This is a genomic window from Falsiroseomonas sp. HC035 (genome assembly GCF_050563525.1).
In the GTDB taxonomy this organism is placed as follows: domain Bacteria; phylum Pseudomonadota; class Alphaproteobacteria; order Acetobacterales; family Acetobacteraceae; genus Falsiroseomonas.
This window is the reverse complement of record NZ_JBNXUN010000014.1, coordinates 26168-43029: the sequence shown is the minus strand read 5'-3', so window position 1 is coordinate 43029 and position 16862 is coordinate 26168. Positions and strand designations below refer to the sequence as shown.

Annotated in this window: 19 protein-coding genes; 10 read left to right on the top strand and 9 right to left on the bottom strand. The window is 68.3% G+C overall.

The window, feature by feature from the left end; all coding sequences use genetic code 11:
- Positions 1 to 39: 39 nt before the first annotated feature.
- From ACLF3G_RS22900 to ACLF3G_RS22885, 4 genes are all read left to right on the top strand, one after another.
- Positions 40 to 2160 (top strand): ParB/RepB/Spo0J family partition protein, encoded by a 2121-nt coding sequence (locus ACLF3G_RS22900; RefSeq protein WP_430671726.1) that lies wholly within the window; start codon positions 40 to 42, stop codon positions 2158 to 2160.
- A 62-nt stretch (positions 2161 to 2222) separates the two neighbouring features.
- Positions 2223 to 3287 carry a DUF7146 domain-containing protein gene (locus ACLF3G_RS22895; protein WP_430671725.1) on the top strand — a complete coding sequence of 355 codons (1065 nt, stop codon included), beginning with the start codon at positions 2223 to 2225 and terminating at the stop codon, positions 3285 to 3287.
- Between the two features lie 247 nt (positions 3288 to 3534).
- Positions 3535 to 4686: a nucleoside triphosphate pyrophosphohydrolase family protein gene (locus tag ACLF3G_RS22890; protein ID WP_430671724.1), complete on the top strand. Its 1152-nt coding sequence runs from the start codon at positions 3535 to 3537 to the stop codon at positions 4684 to 4686.
- Positions 4683 to 5378, top strand: a complete 696-nt coding sequence (locus ACLF3G_RS22885) for a uracil-DNA glycosylase (RefSeq protein WP_430671723.1) — start codon at positions 4683 to 4685, stop codon at positions 5376 to 5378. The genes ACLF3G_RS22890 and ACLF3G_RS22885 overlap by 4 nt, the downstream gene beginning before the upstream one ends.
- Here the strand turns inward: ACLF3G_RS22885 and ACLF3G_RS22880 are convergent.
- The 6 genes from ACLF3G_RS22880 to ACLF3G_RS22855 form a co-directional block, all read right to left on the bottom strand.
- The gene (locus tag ACLF3G_RS22880) at positions 5351 to 6121 is read right to left on the bottom strand and encodes a hypothetical protein (RefSeq protein ID WP_430671722.1); all 771 of its coding nucleotides are present in this window, start codon (positions 6119 to 6121) and stop codon (positions 5351 to 5353) included. The two genes, ACLF3G_RS22885 and ACLF3G_RS22880, sit on opposite strands and share 28 nt — an antisense overlap.
- Positions 6093 to 6779 carry a C1 family peptidase gene (locus ACLF3G_RS22875; RefSeq protein WP_430671721.1) on the bottom strand — a complete coding sequence of 229 codons (687 nt, stop codon included), beginning with the start codon at positions 6777 to 6779 and terminating at the stop codon, positions 6093 to 6095. The genes ACLF3G_RS22880 and ACLF3G_RS22875 overlap by 29 nt, the downstream gene beginning before the upstream one ends.
- Positions 6776 to 7786 (bottom strand): ImmA/IrrE family metallo-endopeptidase, encoded by a 1011-nt coding sequence (locus ACLF3G_RS22870; protein ID WP_430671720.1) that lies wholly within the window; start codon positions 7784 to 7786, stop codon positions 6776 to 6778. The genes ACLF3G_RS22875 and ACLF3G_RS22870 overlap by 4 nt, the downstream gene beginning before the upstream one ends.
- Positions 7787 to 7791: 5 nt before the next feature.
- Positions 7792 to 8166 (bottom strand): helix-turn-helix domain-containing protein, encoded by a 375-nt coding sequence (locus ACLF3G_RS22865; RefSeq protein WP_430671719.1) that lies wholly within the window; start codon positions 8164 to 8166, stop codon positions 7792 to 7794.
- Positions 8163 to 8513 (bottom strand): hypothetical protein, encoded by a 351-nt coding sequence (locus ACLF3G_RS22860; protein WP_430671718.1) that lies wholly within the window; start codon positions 8511 to 8513, stop codon positions 8163 to 8165. Before ACLF3G_RS22860 ends, ACLF3G_RS22865 begins: the two co-directional genes overlap by 4 nt.
- 91 nt (positions 8514 to 8604) lie before the next feature.
- Complete coding sequence (locus ACLF3G_RS22855; protein WP_430671717.1) at positions 8605 to 9723, bottom strand: ISAs1 family transposase; 1119 nt, start codon at positions 9721 to 9723, stop codon at positions 8605 to 8607.
- Positions 9724 to 10129: 406 nt separating this feature from the next.
- Here ACLF3G_RS22855 and ACLF3G_RS22850 point away from each other — a divergent pair, with 406 nt between their 5' ends.
- The 6 genes from ACLF3G_RS22850 (at position 10130) to ACLF3G_RS22825 (ending at position 14550) form a co-directional block, all read left to right on the top strand.
- Positions 10130 to 11062 carry a DUF2493 domain-containing protein gene (locus tag ACLF3G_RS22850; RefSeq protein WP_430671716.1) on the top strand — a complete coding sequence of 311 codons (933 nt, stop codon included), beginning with the start codon at positions 10130 to 10132 and terminating at the stop codon, positions 11060 to 11062.
- A 102-nt stretch (positions 11063 to 11164) separates the two neighbouring features.
- A complete protein-coding gene (locus ACLF3G_RS22845) occupies positions 11165 to 11704 on the top strand; it encodes a hypothetical protein (protein WP_430671715.1) in 540 nt (179 codons plus the stop codon).
- A gap of 466 nt (positions 11705 to 12170) precedes the next feature.
- On the top strand, positions 12171 to 12488 hold the full coding sequence (locus ACLF3G_RS22840) for a DUF736 domain-containing protein (protein WP_149536470.1): 318 nt from the start codon (positions 12171 to 12173) through the stop codon (positions 12486 to 12488).
- Positions 12489 to 12654: 166 nt separating this feature from the next.
- Positions 12655 to 13602, top strand: coding sequence for a TIR domain-containing protein (locus ACLF3G_RS22835; RefSeq protein WP_430671714.1), 948 nt, complete (start codon positions 12655 to 12657; stop codon positions 13600 to 13602).
- Between the two features lie 39 nt (positions 13603 to 13641).
- Entirely contained in the window at positions 13642 to 14166 is a 525-nt protein-coding gene (locus tag ACLF3G_RS22830; protein WP_430671713.1) for a hypothetical protein, read from the top strand.
- 27 nt (positions 14167 to 14193) lie between these two features.
- Positions 14194 to 14550, top strand: coding sequence for a hypothetical protein (locus ACLF3G_RS22825; RefSeq protein WP_430671712.1), 357 nt, complete (start codon positions 14194 to 14196; stop codon positions 14548 to 14550).
- A 19-nt stretch (positions 14551 to 14569) separates the two neighbouring features.
- Here ACLF3G_RS22825 and ACLF3G_RS22820 read toward each other — a convergent pair whose 3' ends face one another.
- The 3 genes from ACLF3G_RS22820 to ACLF3G_RS22810 are packed head-to-tail and all read right to left on the bottom strand — an operon-like array spanning position 14570 to position 16755.
- On the bottom strand, positions 14570 to 15169 hold the full coding sequence (locus ACLF3G_RS22820) for an RES family NAD+ phosphorylase (RefSeq protein WP_430671711.1): 600 nt from the start codon (positions 15167 to 15169) through the stop codon (positions 14570 to 14572).
- Between the two features lie 3 nt (positions 15170 to 15172).
- Positions 15173 to 15520 carry a hypothetical protein gene (locus ACLF3G_RS22815; protein WP_430671710.1) on the bottom strand — a complete coding sequence of 116 codons (348 nt, stop codon included), beginning with the start codon at positions 15518 to 15520 and terminating at the stop codon, positions 15173 to 15175.
- Positions 15517 to 16755: a hypothetical protein gene (locus ACLF3G_RS22810; RefSeq protein ID WP_430671709.1), complete on the bottom strand. Its 1239-nt coding sequence runs from the start codon at positions 16753 to 16755 to the stop codon at positions 15517 to 15519. The genes ACLF3G_RS22815 and ACLF3G_RS22810 overlap by 4 nt, the downstream gene beginning before the upstream one ends.
- Positions 16756 to 16862 lie beyond the last annotated feature (107 nt).

The window sequence follows — 16862 nt, the reverse complement described above, 5'->3', positions numbered from 1 at the left end:
GGAGAGAGGCTCCCTGCCGGCCCGTCATGGAGAATTCCCATGTCAAAGTCCGCCCCGAAGGTCGCGCTCTCCGCCTCGCGCGACATCCCATTCAACCGGCTCGTGCTCAGCCAGGCGAATGTCCGCCGCATCAAGGCGGGCATCGCCGTCGAGGAACTGGCCGAGGACATCGCCCGCCGCACCCTGCTGCAGAGCCTCACCGTCCGCCCCGTGCTGGACGACGACGGCAACGAGACCGGCACCTTCGAGGTGCCCTCGGGCGGCCGGCGCTACCGCGCGCTTGAACTGCTCGTGAAGCAGAAGCGCCTCGCGCGCACCGCGCCGATTCCCTGCATCATCCGCACCGAGGGCATCGCCGAGGAGGACAGCCTGGCCGAGAATGTGCAGCGCGCCCCGCTGCACCCGCTCGACCAGTTCCGCGCCTTCCAGGCACTGCGCGAGCGCGGCCGCTCGGAGGAGGAGATCGCCGCGGCCTTCTTCGTCTCGGTCGGCGTCGTCCGGCAGCGGCTGCGCCTCGCTGCTGTCTCGAAGCACCTCCTCGACCTCTACGCCGAGGACGGCATGACGCTCGAGCAGCTGATGGCCTTCACCGTCAGCCCCGACCATGAGCGGCAGGAGCAGGTGTGGGAGGCGCTGCAGCGCTCCTACACCAAGGAGCCCTACCAGATCCGCCGCCTGCTGACCGAGGGCGCCGTCCGCGCCTCCGACAAGCGCGCCCGCTTCGTCGGCGCCGAGGCCTACGAGGCGGCGGGCGGGCTGATCCTGCGCGACCTGTTCCAGCCCGACGATGGCGGCTGGTGGCAGGATGCCGCGCTGCTCGACAGGCTCGCGCGCGAGCGGCTGGAGCGCGAGGCGGAGGCGATCAGCGCCGAGGGCTGGCGCTGGGTCGAGGCCGCGCCCGACTTCCCCTACGGCCACAGCTACGGCCTGCGCCGCCTGGCCGGCGAAGCGCAGCCGCTGACCGAGGAGGAGGCGGCGCGGCGCGATGCGCTCCAGGCCGAGTTCGACCGGCTGGAGCAGGACTGCGCGGAGGCCGACGAGGTGCCGGAGGAGACCGACCGGCGCCTGGCCGACATCGAGGAGGCGCTGGCTGCCTTCGAGGACCGGCCTGTCGCCTACGATCCTGAGGAGATCGTGCGCGGCGGAGTCTTCGTCAGCATCGACGGCTCGGGGGCGCTGCGCATCGAGCGCGGCTATGTCCGACCGGAGGATGAGCCGCCGGTGGCCGCGGCGCCGGAGGAGGAGCATGTCGAGACCGACCTGCCCTCGGCCGATCCGGGAACGGAGGGCGGGACCACGGCCGAGCCCGAGACCGGCACGGCCGCCCCGCCCGCCGAACCGCCGGAGGAGGACGAGGGCATCCGCCCGCTGCCCGACCGGCTGCTGACGGAGCTCACCGCGCACCGCACCCTCGCGCTGCGCGACGCGCTCGCCGCCGATCCGCAGACGGCCTTCCTCGCCGCGCTGCACGCACTTTGCCTGCGGCTATTCTACCGCTACGGCCTCGACTCCTGCCTGGAGATCGAGCCGAAGAGCGCGCTGTTCTCCGCCCAGGCGCCGGGCCTCGCCGACACCGCATCGGCGCGCGCCATCGAGGCCCGTCACGCGCGCTGGCAGGCGCAGATGCCGGCGGAGCCAGGGGAGCTCTGGCCGGTCCTCGCCGGCTTCGACGCCGACAGCCGCGAGGCGCTGTTCGCGCACTGTGTCGGGCTGACGATCAACGCGGTGCACGAGGCCTACAACCGCCGGCCCAAGGCGATCGCGCATGCCGACCGCATCGCCGAGGCGGTCAGCCTCGACATGGCCGCGGTCGGCTGGCGGCCGACGGCGGAGGCCTACCTCGGCCGCGTCACCAAGGGCCGCATCCTCGCCGCCGTGCGGGAGGCGCGCGGCGCGCGGGCGGCGGAGCGCATCGCCGGCCTGAAGAAGGCGGAGATGGCGACGGCCGCCGAGGAGATGCTCGCCGGCACCGCCTGGGTGCCTGAGGCGCTGCGCACGCCGGGCCAAGTGTTCGCTGCGGTGGAGCCGGAGACCGAGGAAACGCCGGAGGGCGAAGCGGAATCGGCGGCGGAGGGCGGCGAACCGGCCATCGCCTCGGCGCCGCCGGCCGCGGACATTGAGGCCGCGGCGATCCCCACCGCCGCGATCGCCGCCGAGTAACCGGCCTCCCTGCACCTCGCGGGCCCGTCGCAAGGCGGGCCCGCATCCTCATGGAGGGACCGATGCGCGAGGATGCCGCGACGCTTGCGCGCCGCCTTGCCCGCAACGCCGAGGCGGTCTGCCGTCACTGCCTCTCCAACGGCCGGCGCGAGGGGCGATGGTGGACCGTGGGCGATGTCGCGAACACGCCGGGGCGCAGCCTGTTCGTGCGGCTGCACGGACCGGAGGCGGGGCGTGGCGCTGCAGGGAAGTGGACCGATGCCGCGACGGGCGAACATGGCGACCTGCTGGACCTGATCGCCCGGGCGCGCGGCCTCGACAGAATGCGCGACGTGCTGGACGAGGCGCGGCGGTTCCTGAGTCTGCCGGCGCCGCAGCGGCCTGAGCCCCGCGCGCCTGTCGCGGCCGGATCGCCGGATGCGGCTCGTCGGCTGTTCAACGCCGGGCAGCCGATCAAGGGGACGCTGGCCGAGACCTACCTGCGCGCGCGCGGCATCACCTACCTGGACGACCTGCCCGCGCTGCGCTTCCACCCACGCTGCTACTACCGCGCCGAAGAGAACGCGCCGGTCGAGACGTGGCCAGCGATGCTCGCCGCGGTGACGGACCTAGACGGCACAATCACCGGCGTGCACCGCACCTGGCTCGCGTGCGACGGCAGCGGCAAGGCGCCGATCGCGACGCCACGGCGCGCCATGGGGCGGCTGCTGGGTAACGGCGTGCGATTCGGAGACGTGCAGGATGTCGTCGCAGTCGGCGAGGGCATTGAGACCGTGCTGGCGCTACGGTGCGTGCTGCCTAGGCTGCCGATGATCGCCGCACTGTCCGCAAGGCATCTTGCTGCGCTGGCCTTGGCGTCAGCGCTCCGCCGCATCTACATCGCCCAGGACAAGGATAAGGCGGGCAAGCACGCTGCGGCGACGCTCGCTGAACGCCCGGAACGGCACAGCGTCGACTTCGTGGTGCTGCGCCCACGCTCACACGACTTCAACGACGATCTGTGCCGCATGGGCCCAGCCGATCTAGCCGCATGGGTGCGCGTCCAGCTTGCACCTGAAGATGTAGCACACCTGCCGGCCACAGGGTCTTCCGCGCGAACTAAATCGAGGGGTTCTCAAATCGCCTAATGTCTGATTCAAGATGATCGCTGGCGAGGGAGGCCGGCAGACAGATGGGAGCAAATTCCGTTGATCTTCGCCGCCCTGCCTGTGACGCGGTCGTTGTAGACGGGCTGTCGCGCCGCACGGCGTTGCGGCGACTTACCGCGCCCGGCAAACGCACTCCGGCCGTGCAGCGCGCCGCTCGAAAGGCAGGGCTCTCGGCGTCGCCAAGCCCGGTCGATCGGAGCTCGGACGCGCGACCGAGATCGAAGCGGTGACGGATGCGTTCACGCCGCTGACTATCGCCGATTATGCTGCGCGGGCGGCGTCGACCGACCTTCACAGCGATGGCGGGTCGCTTGCCTTTCCGCTTCTCGGGCTCTTCGGCGAGACCGGCAGCTTGCTCAGCGAGGTGAAGAAGAAGCAGCGCGATCGCGCCTCCTATCGGGGCTACGCCGGCGCGGTCGTCGAGGAACTGGGTGACGTGCTTTGGTATCTCTCTGCAGTCGCCTCCCGGGCCGGCGTGCCGCTCACCGACGTCTTTGCGAAGGCTACTCCAACGGCGAAGGCTGGCGCGCTGACGCTTGCCGCTTTGCAGCCGGACTTCCTGCCGCGAAGCGGAGAACCGACGGCGGCATTCGAACGGACGCTGCTAAAGCTCGCGAGCGAGGTTGGAACGCTGATCAGCGAGCATGATGGTGTGTGCCAGAGCCGCCCGGTATCGGCCGAGCGGCTCGCGAGCATCGCTCACACGCTGATCAAGGCGGCCGAGGAGGCGGGCGTCACCCTCGAGGCGGCTGCGATCAAAAACCTCGCGAAGATTGAGGATCGATGGCCCCGTGATCGGCGCTATCCGGAGCCGCTCGACGCGAGCGCCGAGCCGGAAGAGCGCCTGCCCCGGCAGCTGACGATCGAGGTATTCGAGCGGCAGGTGCGGGGCCGAACCTACGTGTTCCAAAGCTGCAATGGCATCAACATCGGCGACCGACTGACCGATAACGCCATGACCGCAGATGACTACCGCTTTCACGACGTCTTCCACTATGCCTATGTGGCGGTGCTGAGTTGGTCGCCCGTCATCCGCACGCTCTTCCGGCTGAAGCGGAAGTCCGAGCCGGAAGTCGACGAGGCGCAGGATGGTGCGCGCGCGATCCTGATCGAAGAGGGCATCACCACCTGGATTTTCGGCAAGGCGCTCGACCTTAACCTATTTGCCGACCTGAAGCCGGGTGATCTGCCGTTCGACCTGCTCAAGCAGGTCCGCCAATTCGTCGCCGGCTACGAGGCCGAACAATGCCCGCTGTGGCTCTGGGAGGAAGCGATCCTCCAAGGCTATGCGGCGTTCCGCTTCCTGCGCGAGCACCGACGCGGGCGGTTGCTGATCGACATCAACAAGCACCAACTCTTGATCGAACCGCTGCCATGAACACGCCCCAAGCCTTCGCCGACGCGCTCGCCGCGATGTCGCTCAAGTCTGTCTTCAACCCCTACAGCGACTGCTGCCCGCTGCACGACCGCGAGGACGCGGCACGCGTGCGCAAACGCAACTTGGTCCTCTGTCTCGAAGCCGCGCTCGAAGTACAGGTCGATACGATCTGGATCGCGCGTGACCTCGGCTATCGCGGCGGCAGGCGAACCGGCGTGCCGCTGACCGACGAGGTTCACCTTGCTTCGGCGGGCTCGCTGCTGGGTGGCATCGCGCTGGACCGAGCCACCCGTGGTCCGGTTGTCGCCGAGCGCACCGCAGCGGTCGTTTGGCGCGTACTGGCGCGTATAGGCGCGCCCGTCGTGCTCTGGAACGTATTTCCGCTTCACCCCCATGAGGCTGACGATCCGCTGTCGAACCGCTGCCACAGCCGCACCGAACGGGACGCCACTTGGCCGTTCCTCGTGGCGCTGATCGATATGATCGCGCCTCGCCGAATTGTGGCGATCGGCCGCGAGGCTGGCCTAGCGCTGGCAGACATCGAGGTGCCTGTGATAACGGTGCGCCACCCAAGCTATGGTGGCCAGACGGAGTTCATCTCCAGCGTCAACGCCATCTACGGCCTGGACCATAAAGATGGGCCGCACCTGCCGCTCCTGGCCGCTCAGGGCTCGCGAGGCGCCGTCGCCTGATCGAATTGCGCGAGCAGCGCGTCGATCTCGCCGCGACGCGCCCGCCCGGGTTGATCAATCTTGGCGTGCGTCGACAGGACCGTGAGCGACCCGACTTTCAGACCTGTCTCACGGCCGACGAAGTGCATCAAGCGGCCGAGCCCGATCAGGTTGCCGAGTAGCTTCTCGATGTAGAAGTGGTTGCGGTACTGGGCTGTGAGCACCAGTGTCCGAGTCGGGTCAGGAATGATCTTGAAACTGAGGAAGCTCAAGCACTGACCGCCGTAGGGCGAATTGTCGACGTCGCGGACAGGATCGAACAGCGACAACTCGAACTTGTTGAGCGCCCGGACCTCCTCGTTGCGCATCCGCTCGATGATGTCCCAGAGCTGGTTCGGCGGCTGGCCGACCGCCACCGGGTAGGCAATCATTCGCTCAAAATAGTAACCTGACCAACGTTCGCCGCGACGCACCTTCGGCAAAACCTGCTTCTCGAACACCTCGAAAAACGCGGGCGCCTTGTGCCGGCGATAGAGCGAAGCGGGAAAGATGGTGTTGGCGACGGTGTCAACAGGCTTGGCACGTTCGGTGAGGAAGGCATCGACCATGGCGATGCCGGGATGCGCGACCGTCGCATCGGCAACGGGGTCGGCAACGTCGATCACTACATTATACGCGTTGCGCCCACGAGCGGCGTCGACGCGCCGCACCGCCTCGCGCCACGCCGTGGCGCAATCAGGCTGCGACGGGATGGGCAGATACATCGACATTCTCCGTAAGCACCGCCGCGGCGAACAGGCGCGGGGCGAGGAAGCTTTCAGTCAGCCAGGCATATCCGGCGGCCTGCCATCCCGGTCCCCAGCTGTTGCGGACCAGGACAACGCGCTCGCTGCCGACTGTGCCATGCCCCACGGCGATCACCGCGTGGCGCCGGGCGGGCTCAGGCGTCTCGCCGGTCGCCGGACGGATCACGGCGCCGGCGGCGGCCGCATAGAAGCTGCGCGACAACATCATAAGCAAGATCATGGGGCGATCGGCGTCGAGCTCGGCGACAATCGCATCGATTGAGGCGGCCTGCGCTGCGCCGGCGCGTCGAAATCGCGAGCCAACGTCGGTGGGCGGCAACCAAGCCGCAGGATCGGTCGGGGTCGCCGCCAAGTAAGGCCAACCGGCTTCCTCGGGTTGACCGTCATGCTGTAGCGCCACGAGCATGGCCGACAACACCGCGCCGCTGTCGGGCGGCCGCCCAGCGCGGCGTTGCGCGTGATAGAAGGCGAACTCACAGGACAATGGCGACCAGCCCGGGCGCAGCGCCGCGTGCGCATCGCTTGCGGCGAAGGCTAAGCAGGTAGGCCGCGGACCCTGGTTGCGGATCTCGCCGAGCGTGGCCCGCAGATCTTTCAGAACGGCGACACCGGTCATGCGGCTTCGAGCAGCCTCCGCCGTTCGGCGCGTGACAGGCCTTCCTCCTCAGGACCCGTCAGGTCGAAATCAAGCTGCCATCGCGACAGCGGATCGGTCTCCCACGGCCGCCGCTCGTCGAGCTGCAATGAGCCCCGACGGTCCTCGCCGGGCGCCGCCGTCACCCGGCGGACGACTGGACCTCCGATGCCATCGCCGTCGATTGCTTCGAGTGCGTCCCGGACGACCGCGAACCCACTAGACTTCAACTGGTCGATGTCCCAGAGATAGCCGCCGCCGCTATGCTCCCTGAGCCGAAGCACGAACAGGTCGTTGCGGCTGCCGTCGATCCGTGTGTCCGCGTCGCGCTCGGTCAACAGCCAGACGTCGCCGCGATAATCTTGAGGCCGGTAATCCTCGAGCAGCGCGACCTTAAGGTCGCGTGGCAGAGTCTGCTGCAGCTCACGCGCGAGTGCAGCGTTGATCAGCCGATGCCGCACCAACGTCCAGCAGGTCGCCTCGTAGCTCGCGCCCAAGCGCAGCGCGAGTTGGTATACACAGTTCGGCCGGCGGAAGTCGTCCACCGTCCAGCCTTGGCGGGCGGAGTGCAACTGGATGAGCCAGCGCGGCATCATGAACTCGACCGCGAAGGCGTCCGCCTCCACTTCCTGGAAGTCCTCAGCCGGTGCGCTGGCCATTGGCATGCGCCGAAGGATGCTCTCGTCGTCGAGGCTCGGCTCGTGCCGCATCGTGAAGTGGCCGAGCTCGTGCGCGGCGGTGAAGCGCTGGATCGCCATCGGCCTTTGCGTCGTCACCAGCACACCCGGAACCGGGTTGATCAGGAACGCACCCAGCAATCCTTGGAGCGGTCGCAAGAGGAGCGGTAGGTCGATCGCCTGAATGGCGCCGAACACATCGACATTGCCGCCACCGGCTTCTAACGCGGGACGGAGACCGAGGCGCTGATGCAAACGCGACGCGGCCTGCGTTCCCGCCCGCACCGCGCCAGCATAGGTGGCCGCCGCCATCCGCTTCAGCCCTGTCCGGTACGCGCCCGAGCGCGGAGGTAATCGGCGAAACGGCCGAGCTCGTCACGATCCTGCTGCGACAATGCCGCCGCCCGGCGCGCAAGATGCGCGACATCGACCGGCAAGCTCGCTGCGGCCTCGTCTTCACCGGTGAAATATCCCACCGGCTGTCGATAGAGCTTGGCGAGACGGCCGAGCTCGATCGCTTCGACGCGGCGCTGGCCGTTCTCGATGTCGGTGAGCGACGTACGCGGGATCTTCAAATACGTCGCCACTTCCTCCTGCTTCAGCCCGAGATATTTGCGCGCCTCGCGCAGGCGTTCGCCGAGACGGCGACGCTCAGCATCGTCGGAGTCTTGACGAAGTGCGACCTGGGTCACGGCTTGCCTCCTTTTCGTTTATTCCACTGTGCCTCAATCCGCGGCAGAAGCTGCGCCAGCGCGCTGTCGACCGAACCGTAGCCGCCGCCGCGCACGACGCTGTCCGGCAACTCGAAGCCGACAATCGGCTCGATCTTGCAAAGGATCGAGACGACGACCAACGAATCCACCTGGAACGCGGTCTTGGCGATATCGGTCGCGGTCGCCGGCAGCGCGCTGCCTTTAATCTCGGCCTCCGCCTTGACCGCTTCGAGCAACTCGTTGCGCAAGCCGGCCTCGACAGCCGCCGCGGGAAACGGTGCCGGTACACGGGGGGTGACGGGACGGGCGAGCGCGGCGACTGCCATGTGTGTCTTTCCAGAACTCAGCACAAACATAATGTCGGATTTGCCGACATGCAAGCGGATCCGCGCAAGACGCAGGGGAATCGCTTGAAGGTCACTGAGCGGTTCTGGTGATGAGTTTGTGGAGATAGTCGTGGTTCCAGGCGGCGGCCTTTCGGCGGCTCTTGAGGCTGTCCTTTCCGGCTGCGCTGCGGATGAGGTTCATGGCCATGTGCTTGATGGTGGCCATGTTTTTCGGACCGTGGTTGGTGCGCAGGCGCATGAGGTCGTCGTGGAAGACGACGTCGAGCACCCAGTGCAGCCGGTTCTCGATGCCCCAATGGGCGCGGACGGCGCGGGCGAGCATCCGGGTGTCGATCGGCAGGGACGAGATGAAGTAGCGGCGTGCGGTACTGACGGCGCCGTTGCGTTCGACCATTGCTTCGACCATGGCGATGGCCTTGAGGCCGGGGAAGCGCGGCTCTCCGGGGAAGCGGCGGTCGGTGGTCAGCCAATCCACCTCGTGGCTGACCCAGTGGCGCCGGGTTTCGATCCGGCCATGGTCGGCATCGATGGTCTCGAAGGCGTCGGCGGCCTGCGCCTCGGGCGTCTGGAAGAACATCTCGACCTCGCCGGCGAGGCTTGGCTGGTTGTCCTTCAAGGCGAGGAGATAGTCGGCGCCGCGGTTGAGGATGGTCTGGGCGATCCGGGTCTGGCAGCCCATGGCATCAATGGTGACCAAGGCACCGGTCAGGTGCAGCCGCTCCAGCAACAGCGGGATGGCGATGATTTCGTTGGATTTGCTGCCAACCGCCTGTTGCCCGAGCACCAGCCGCTGGCGGGTGGCCCAGGCGCTGACGACGTGCAGCGGGTGGTCCCCTCCGCGTCGGGCCCGGCGCGAGGTCTTGCCATCGACCGCCACGATGTCGGGCTCATCCTCGCGCAGGCCCTCGACCCAGGCGGTGAAGCAGGCGCCGAACAGCTCCGGGTCGAGCGCATTGATGGCGTCGTTCAGCGTGTCATGCGACGGGATGCCGCGGCGAAACGGCAGCAGGCTGCGCAGAAAGGCCAGCTTCTCCTGGCCCCAGAGCCGGACCTCCACGAAGTCCTCCGCGCCGGCCAGCGTCGCGCACAGCACCAGCAGCATGACCTCCGGCAACGGATACAGCACCTTGCCAGGTTGGCGCGGGTCGTCGAGCGCCGAAAAATGATCGAGCAGGGCCGCGCCAGCCATCGGGAAACCTCCGCATGCGAGGCCCCACGTGAATCAGACTTCGGCCCGCGCCGATATCCCCACGCCGTTCAAGCGATTGCCCTGGCGCAAGACGGCTTCGGATGACGCTTGTGGTGCGCAGACGCGGTCGGCAACCAGCCAGTGCTCCTCGCTGCCGCTGCGCCCATGGCCTTCGTTTCAGCGATCGGGCCGGAGCCGGGCCCTCCCCGCAACGCCGTCGCGCAGCTTTCTTCCCCGCGGCCCTGACGGGCCGCTTCCTCGCGAGGCAAGAAAGCCGCGCGCCGCCGTCCTCCGCTGCGCTGCGGCCCTCCGGCTTCGCCTGCGGGTGCCGGTCCGTCCCGCCCCCGGCCGGGTGATCGCCACGAAGGCCGCGATGGGCGCGGCCCGTGACAGCGAGGACCCGGCCATGACCGACCGCTTCGACGACGCCGAACCCACCCACGCCGCCTCCGCCACCGCGCACCTGCTCGATGAGCTCCAGCTCCACGGCTACCGCCCCTTCGCCGACGAGCCCGACCCTCGGCCGCTGCCCGATCCCGATCGCCTCTCCGGCGCCGTCGCCGACATCTTCGACGCACTCGTCACCAGCCTCGGCGAGACGCGGCTCGAGCCCGATCTGCCCGACCTGCTCTGGTCGCTGGTCAACCTCTTCCATCGCGGCATCGACCGCATCGGCCGCGAGCTCGACACCAACGAGGCCGCGCAGCAACGCTCCCAGCGCGAGCAGGACGGCTCCGAGGTCCGCTCCGTCGAGCTGGAACGCCTCCTCGCCCAGGGCCTCACGCTCATCGAGCGCCGCAACGCCTTCGAGTTCCTCCGCGAGGCCGCCGCCGAGCATTTCGAGCACCGCACCGGTTCCGCCTGGCGCCCGCGCGCGGGATCGATGGTCAGCTGCCGCACGCTGACCGCGGCGATGATCGACAGCCGCGACTTCCTCGCTGCCAGGCGCCGCGCCGAGACTGAGCCGCTGCTGCCCCCGGGCGTGCGCATCGGTTTCGCCGGCGGTGTCGAGTGCAACGACCACCAGCGCATCTGGGCCGCGCTTGACCGCGTGCACGCGAAGCACCCGGAGATGGTGCTGCTGCATGGCGGCACGCCGAAGGGCGCCGAGCGGATCGCCGCCTGCTGGGCCGACCAGCGCAAGGTACCGCAGATCGTCTTCAAGCCGGACTGGCACCGGCATGCCAAGGCCGCCCCCTTCAAGCGCAACGACGCGCTGCTGGAGACGCTGCCGATCGGCGTCATCGTCTTCCCCGGCTCGGGCGTCACCGACAACCTGGCCGACAAGGCGAAGCGCCTCAGCATCCCGCTCTTCGACTTCCGCGGGGGCGGCGGGTAGCGCCGCCCGCACGATGATGCGCTCGCGCAAAGGCGACCCGCTGCGCGCCCGCGATCCGCTACAATCGGAGCGCATCATCGCGCCTCGACCGGGGAGGGTCGCATGACGCTGGGTGTCATCGTCGGCCTGTTCGGCCTCGGCACGATGCTCGTGCTGCTGTTCACGCTCGCCATCTACGCCGTGCCGTTCTTCGTCGGGCTGACGGTCGGCATGTGGGCGTTCGAGACAGGCGCGGGCGTCATCGGCGCCGTGCTGGTCGGCCTCGTCGCGGGCGTGGTCGCGCTGTTCGCTGCGCAGCTGCTCTTCGCCTCGGTGCGCTCACTCGCCCTGCGGGCCGTCATCGCGCTGCTGTTTGCCGCACCGGCTGCCGTGGCCGGCTACCACGCGGTGCTCGGGATCTCCGTGCTACTCGTGCCGTCGGAAGCCTGGCGGCACGTGTTTGCGGCGATCGGCGGCTTCGTGGTGGGTGTTTCCGCTGCCGTGCAGCTGGCGGCTTTCGCGGGCGCCGGCGCCCAGCCGACGCAGGTCACCGCTGGCCGTCCTGACGCGGAGTTCGCCGAAGGGGCGGGACCGGATCAGCCTCGCCTGCCAGCCCGCTCCACGGCACGCCTGCCCGCGCCGTCATCGGGATCGCGCGGCTGAGCCGAAGGAGGGCGGCCCTCGTCGGGAACATCCACGCCCCGCAGCGCCCGGCCAGGATGATACGCCACAGGGCCAGCGTTTCGTTCTCCCCGTTCCGGCCGGATCCTCCCTTGTGCACGCCAGGGACGCCGCGACCGCGATGACTGGTTCATCGCCCTTGTGCCGGGCGCAGCGACAGTCGCCTCCTGTCTCCGTGGTCTGTCCGGTGTCGCGCTGCCACGCTGCCTCGGATGGCCTGATCTGGCCGAGGGACGGCTGACGCCTCGGGCGCCTCGGCCGCAACGGCGCCGGTGTGACTTTCTTCCCCTGCGCGTGCCGCGCATTCCTCGCGAGGCAAGAAAGTCTCCCAGCCCCGTCCTCCGCTGCGCTGCGGCCCGCAAGCGGGTGCGTCGGCGCCCGCCCCCGGCCGGACGATCGCCATCGAGGCCGCGATGGGCGCGGCCCGATCGACAGACAGGAGACAGTCATGGCGACCATCGGCACCTTCACCCGCACCGGCGACGGCTTCACCGGCACGGTCTCGACGCTCACCCTCGACGCCAAGGTCCAGGTCCGGCCGGCCGAGAAGAGCAGCGACAAGGCCCCCGACTTCCGCATCTTCGCCGGCCGCGCCGAGATCGGAGCGGCATGGAAGAAGACCTCGAACGAGGGCCGCGACTACCTCTCGGTCAAGCTCGACGACCCCTCCCTCCCGGCGCCGATCCTGGCGAACCTCTTCGAGATGGAGGGCGGCGAGTTCGAGCTGATCTGGTCCCGCCCCAACGGCAACCGCAGCAGGGAGTGAACGGCCAACGGCGCCCCGCCCGGGAGGGCGGGGCGTCTCCCTCCCACCAAAGCCGCGATACCGCCAGTCCGAATCGCCGGATCGTGCTATCCGATCCCTGAGAGCGCCGCCCAGCGTGGCCGTGTCGACACACGGTTCGCCCCCTCCAGCGGCCCGCTGGGACATCATGGCGACGATCTTCTTTTCCTACTCCCACGCCGACGAGGCACTGCGCGACCAGCTCGAGAAACACCTGTCTGCGCTCAAGCACGAGGGCCTGGTCGAAACCTGGCACGATCGGCGCATCCCAGCCGGCGATGTTTTGGACCACGCGATCAGTGCCGAACTTGAGCGCGCCGATGTCATCCTGCTTCTCGTAAGCGCGGATTTCCTCGCTTCGAGATACTGCTTCGACATCGAGATGCGCCGCGCGATGGAGCGACATGCGGCAACGGAGGCGCGGGTCATCCCTGTCATCCTGCGTCCTTGCGACTGGCACGGCACGCCGTTCGGCAAGCTCGCTGCAACACCGGATGACGGAAAGCCAGTCCGGTCGTTCGCCGATATGGACGAAGGCTTTCTCCAGGTTGTGCGCGCCATCCGTCGGGCCCTGCAATCCAGTGCTCCGATTGCGCCGCCGGCGCGGCAGAGCCGGACGGCTACCAGGCCGCACCCAGAACAGCCCGTTCGCCCGTCACCCAGGTCCAGCAATCTTGGCTTGCCGCGACGGTTCACCGATATCGATCGTGACCGCTTCCGTGACGAAACCTTCGAGTTCTTTGCCGCCTTCTTCGAAAACTCCTTGAATGAGTTGGCGCAGCGACATCCCGACGTTGAGGCGCGCTTCAAGCGCATCGATGCCGAAGCGTTCACGGCGGCGCTGCACCGAGGCGGAGAGAAGGCGGCATCCTGCCACATCTTCCTTGGAAAGATGCCGGATGGAATTGCCTATTCGTCGTCAGAAGGCCAAGCTCGCAACAGCTACAACGAAATCCTCAACGTCGAAGCTGACGAACACGGCCTGTTCTGGCGTCCGATTGGCATGAATATTCGCAACCATGATGCGGGACGTCTCATGCCGCAGGCGGCTGCCGAGGCGTACTGGGAGCTTTTCCTGCGCGATATGCGGCGGTGACGAGGGCGGGATGCCCATCGGTAACATGAAAGGCAGCGCATGCATTTCTGGCCGCCCGTGACTCTCCGTCCCATCGAGGAACTCTCGCCAGGCGAAGCATTCCTATTGGTCGACCTGCCATCACCCGCCGTGGGCTTCTGCGCGCAGGAAGCTGCCGGCGGAGCCATGGCGGACGGCGCGCTACTCGTCCTGCTGAACAGCAGCGCAGATGGCTTGCCCGAGTTTGTTTGGCCGCATGCGCTTCAGGCGTCGTCCGTCCTCTCGTTCGGCGCCGCTGTCCGCTTCCACTTCGACCCGACAAGTCCTCGCATCCGGCTCGCAGCGTCAGGCGGTAGCTGCGAGGGCTGCCTGATCGTCCGCAGGTCCGGCGTCGTCCTGCGCGTGCCTCAACGGCGCGGGGGCATGCGGTTGGGGTCGCGCGATGTCGACATCTCATCCGGCAAGATCACCGCCGGCGGGACGGGAAGTGGGGATGTCGCGATCACGGACTGGGACCTGCGGCTGTCGCCCGCCGACCCTGGCGGGCAGACAATTGTTCTGTTCCGGTTCGGAGCGACAACGTGAGCCACGTTTCGGCTGTGGTGCTGGCGATTGGCCACCGCGTCCCCTAGCCTGCTGACGCAGTGGTTCAGCTACCGCGGCCGCGACCGCTCGCGCCCGATCATCGGCGACCGCCGCAAGCCCTCGCCGCTTGGCGACATTCAGCCGCCCGGCTGGCTGCCGGAATACACGGCCGAACTGCTCAAAGTGCTGAACGTGCTCGGCGGCCTGGTCGCGCTGGAGCCCGCGCAGTCCGACCTGCTGGAGCGCATCTGCAACGGCCCCACGCTGCCGGCCTCGGCGCTGCAAGCCGCGGTCCCGGCGGACGCGACGAAGGCGCCCGCCGCCCGTCGCGGTCGCCGGCGCGTGGCGGCGCATGGCGATCTTTTGGGCGAGACCGATCCCTGATGCGCCGGCGGCGCGCCGTTCAGCCGTTGCGCTGCGCGTTGCGCCAGGCCGTCCAGTCGACGATGCCGTGGTCGCGCACGACCTCGACCGCCTCTGGCCCGGCAACGCCGCAGAACACCACCAGGTTGGGATGGGCAGAGCGCGCGCTGGGCACGAATAGGCCGTCGCGGCCGTGGAAATGCGCGGCCTCGGCAATCTCCTGCGTGCGGGGATATTCGAGCTGCCGTTCGCTGTAGGACAGCTGACCGAACGCGCCGGTCTTGAGGCCCAATCCCGCGAGCACTAGGCCCAATCCCGCGAGCACTTCCAACGAGGCGATGCGCACGCAGGCATCGAGCGTGACGTGAAGCTCGTGCAGGCCGTAGCGCACCTGGGACGGCATCACCGGCTGGCCGCGGCTGAGATGGAAGAACATCTCCGCCCGCGCGCCATCCTCATGCGTCGAGGTGTAGAGAACCTCGAAGCTGCGATCATCCCAACGGCCGCCGACCGCGCTGCATTGCGTCGGGTCGCGCCCTTCGCGCACGACGCGCCACACCGGGCCGCTCCAGGCCTCCCGCGGCAGGGCCTCGACGGCGTCGAGCAGGTGGTTGTCGCGAGGGGAGCGGGCCGCGGCCATGCGTCAGAGATACACGTCCGAGTCCAGCCGATCGAGGATGCGCAGGATTTCCTCGGACCGATTCTGGTTGATCAGGTCGATGGCGCGCTGGCCATCAAGCTGCGGATGACGCGCATAGAGCCAGGTGCGGATTTCATCCGCGCTGTAGTACTCGGAGAGACGTTGGACGATGAAGTGCAGGTCCGACAGCACCAGCTGCGTGTCCGGCTGCGGCTTGACCGTGCCCGACTTCCAGCGCGAGACGGTGGCCTTGGAGACATCGGCGATATTGGCGATGTCGGTGCCCGACAGGCCGCCGAACTCGTTCAGATCGTCGATGTAGCGGGGCATTGCGCCCGATTTGCCGCTCACGGCTGCCCCTTTGCGGACTTGGGTGCTCCTCCACTCCGAAGCGCGGCCACGCGCGCACGAGGCACATCGCTGCCGCGAGTCTCGTGGATGGTCTCCAGGGTCGTGCGGATTTTCTCGGTCGTCCGGCTATGGTCCGCGAGCCGCTTCATCAGGGCTTCCAGATCGATGTTGTGGCGCGCCGCTTCGGCAGCGTCCGGGCGCAGTGCCTTGATCTCGCGCGCCGTCCTGTCGGCTTTCGCCATGGGCCCGTCGTGGCTGAGAAAATACGTCTCGCGTCGAAGGTCGGGCACGGCCTCCAGCTTCGCGATGCTGCTGAAGAACTGCCGCGCCGCATGCCCCCGCGGATCGGCGACCATGCTGTCGTACCCCTTGCAGCACGCGCGATCAGCGCATCCGCAGATGCGGCGGCCATTCTTCGCGCTGGCGAGAACGTCGAGCTCGCTGCGCGTCAGCGTGCGGTTGAGGCCAGGTATCGACAGCCGGACAGCGCGGCCGAACTTCGCGTCGTCGGGTCGCGGCTTGGCTGGTTTGTGCCAGTCGCCCGTATCGAAGCGCTCGCGCTCGCCGATGCCCTGTGCGATGCCGGAGACCCCGCCGAACGCCAAGGCAGCCTGGCCTGCCAGCCCGCCCAGATGATCGGCGATCACGGGCTTGCCGAGGTTGTGCAGCCCCGCCACGGCCGAGAGGTAGCGGCTCAATTGCAGGGGACCGGCATCGGCGCCCAAACCCACGACGCGCAGCCAGACGTAATCGATGGGAAGCGCGGCCAGCGCCGCGACCAGCAATCCGCGATGATTCTGGTCGTTCAGCATCGCGTTCGGAACGATCAGCGGATAGTCGATCGCGATGCCCTGGCCTCCCTCGCGGTCGAGCGCTCTCCGCAACGCGATGCAGACGTCGCGATCCACGGAGAACCAATCGTGGAATGCCGGATCGCCCAGGTGATGCGCCGGCGACAAGACAGCGGTGACGCACGACGACACCGCCAGACGCGCGATCTGGCCGATGACGTCGGTCTTTGCGTCGGCCCGGAAATGATCGGGGCCGAGCGGCCCGGCGCCTTCGGGCAAGGCCCATGGTGCGCCGCGAACCCGCCCGGCGTGCCGGCCGACGCATGCGAGCTCTGCCGCCTCGGTATCCAGGACGATCTCGCCGCCGGCGTCCCGGACTGCCGCAGTGAGCTCTCGCTGATTGCGCAGGCGGGAGGCTTCCACGACCAGGCGGCGGGCCGGCAAATGACCTGCCGCATGAAGATCCGCGAGCTTCCGATGGGCCTCGCCGACCCAGAGATAGGTTGCGATCGGCGACGAGGGGGCCGGGGAAGGCTTCGGAAAGGGGAGTA

Excerpts from the sequence above, each read along its gene's own strand:
- ACLF3G_RS22860 (WP_430671718.1), bottom strand. The coding sequence starts at position 8,513 with ATGGCAGTCGCCGCGCTCGCCCGTCCCGTCACCCCCCGTGTACCGGCA.
- ACLF3G_RS22855 (WP_430671717.1), bottom strand. The coding sequence starts at position 9,723 with ATGGCTGGCGCGGCCCTGCTCGATCATTTTTCGGCGCTCGACGACCCG.
- ACLF3G_RS22885 (WP_430671723.1), top strand. The coding sequence starts at position 4,683 with ATGAACACGCCCCAAGCCTTCGCCGACGCGCTCGCCGCGATGTCGCTC.
- ACLF3G_RS22845 (WP_430671715.1), top strand. The coding sequence starts at position 11,165 with ATGACGCTGGGTGTCATCGTCGGCCTGTTCGGCCTCGGCACGATGCTC.
- ACLF3G_RS22835 (WP_430671714.1), top strand. The coding sequence starts at position 12,655 with ATGGCGACGATCTTCTTTTCCTACTCCCACGCCGACGAGGCACTGCGC.
- ACLF3G_RS22850 (WP_430671716.1), top strand. The coding sequence starts at position 10,130 with ATGACCGACCGCTTCGACGACGCCGAACCCACCCACGCCGCCTCCGCC.
- ACLF3G_RS22895 (WP_430671725.1), top strand. The coding sequence starts at position 2,223 with ATGCGCGAGGATGCCGCGACGCTTGCGCGCCGCCTTGCCCGCAACGCC.
- ACLF3G_RS22900 (WP_430671726.1), top strand. The coding sequence starts at position 40 with ATGTCAAAGTCCGCCCCGAAGGTCGCGCTCTCCGCCTCGCGCGACATC.
- ACLF3G_RS22875 (WP_430671721.1), bottom strand. The coding sequence starts at position 6,779 with ATGACCGGTGTCGCCGTTCTGAAAGATCTGCGGGCCACGCTCGGCGAG.
- ACLF3G_RS22870 (WP_430671720.1), bottom strand. The coding sequence starts at position 7,786 with ATGGCGGCGGCCACCTATGCTGGCGCGGTGCGGGCGGGAACGCAGGCC.
- ACLF3G_RS22830 (WP_430671713.1), top strand. The coding sequence starts at position 13,642 with ATGCATTTCTGGCCGCCCGTGACTCTCCGTCCCATCGAGGAACTCTCG.
- ACLF3G_RS22880 (WP_430671722.1), bottom strand. The coding sequence starts at position 6,121 with ATGTATCTGCCCATCCCGTCGCAGCCTGATTGCGCCACGGCGTGGCGC.
- ACLF3G_RS22820 (WP_430671711.1), bottom strand. The coding sequence starts at position 15,169 with ATGGCCGCGGCCCGCTCCCCTCGCGACAACCACCTGCTCGACGCCGTC.
- ACLF3G_RS22840 (WP_149536470.1), top strand. The coding sequence starts at position 12,171 with ATGGCGACCATCGGCACCTTCACCCGCACCGGCGACGGCTTCACCGGC.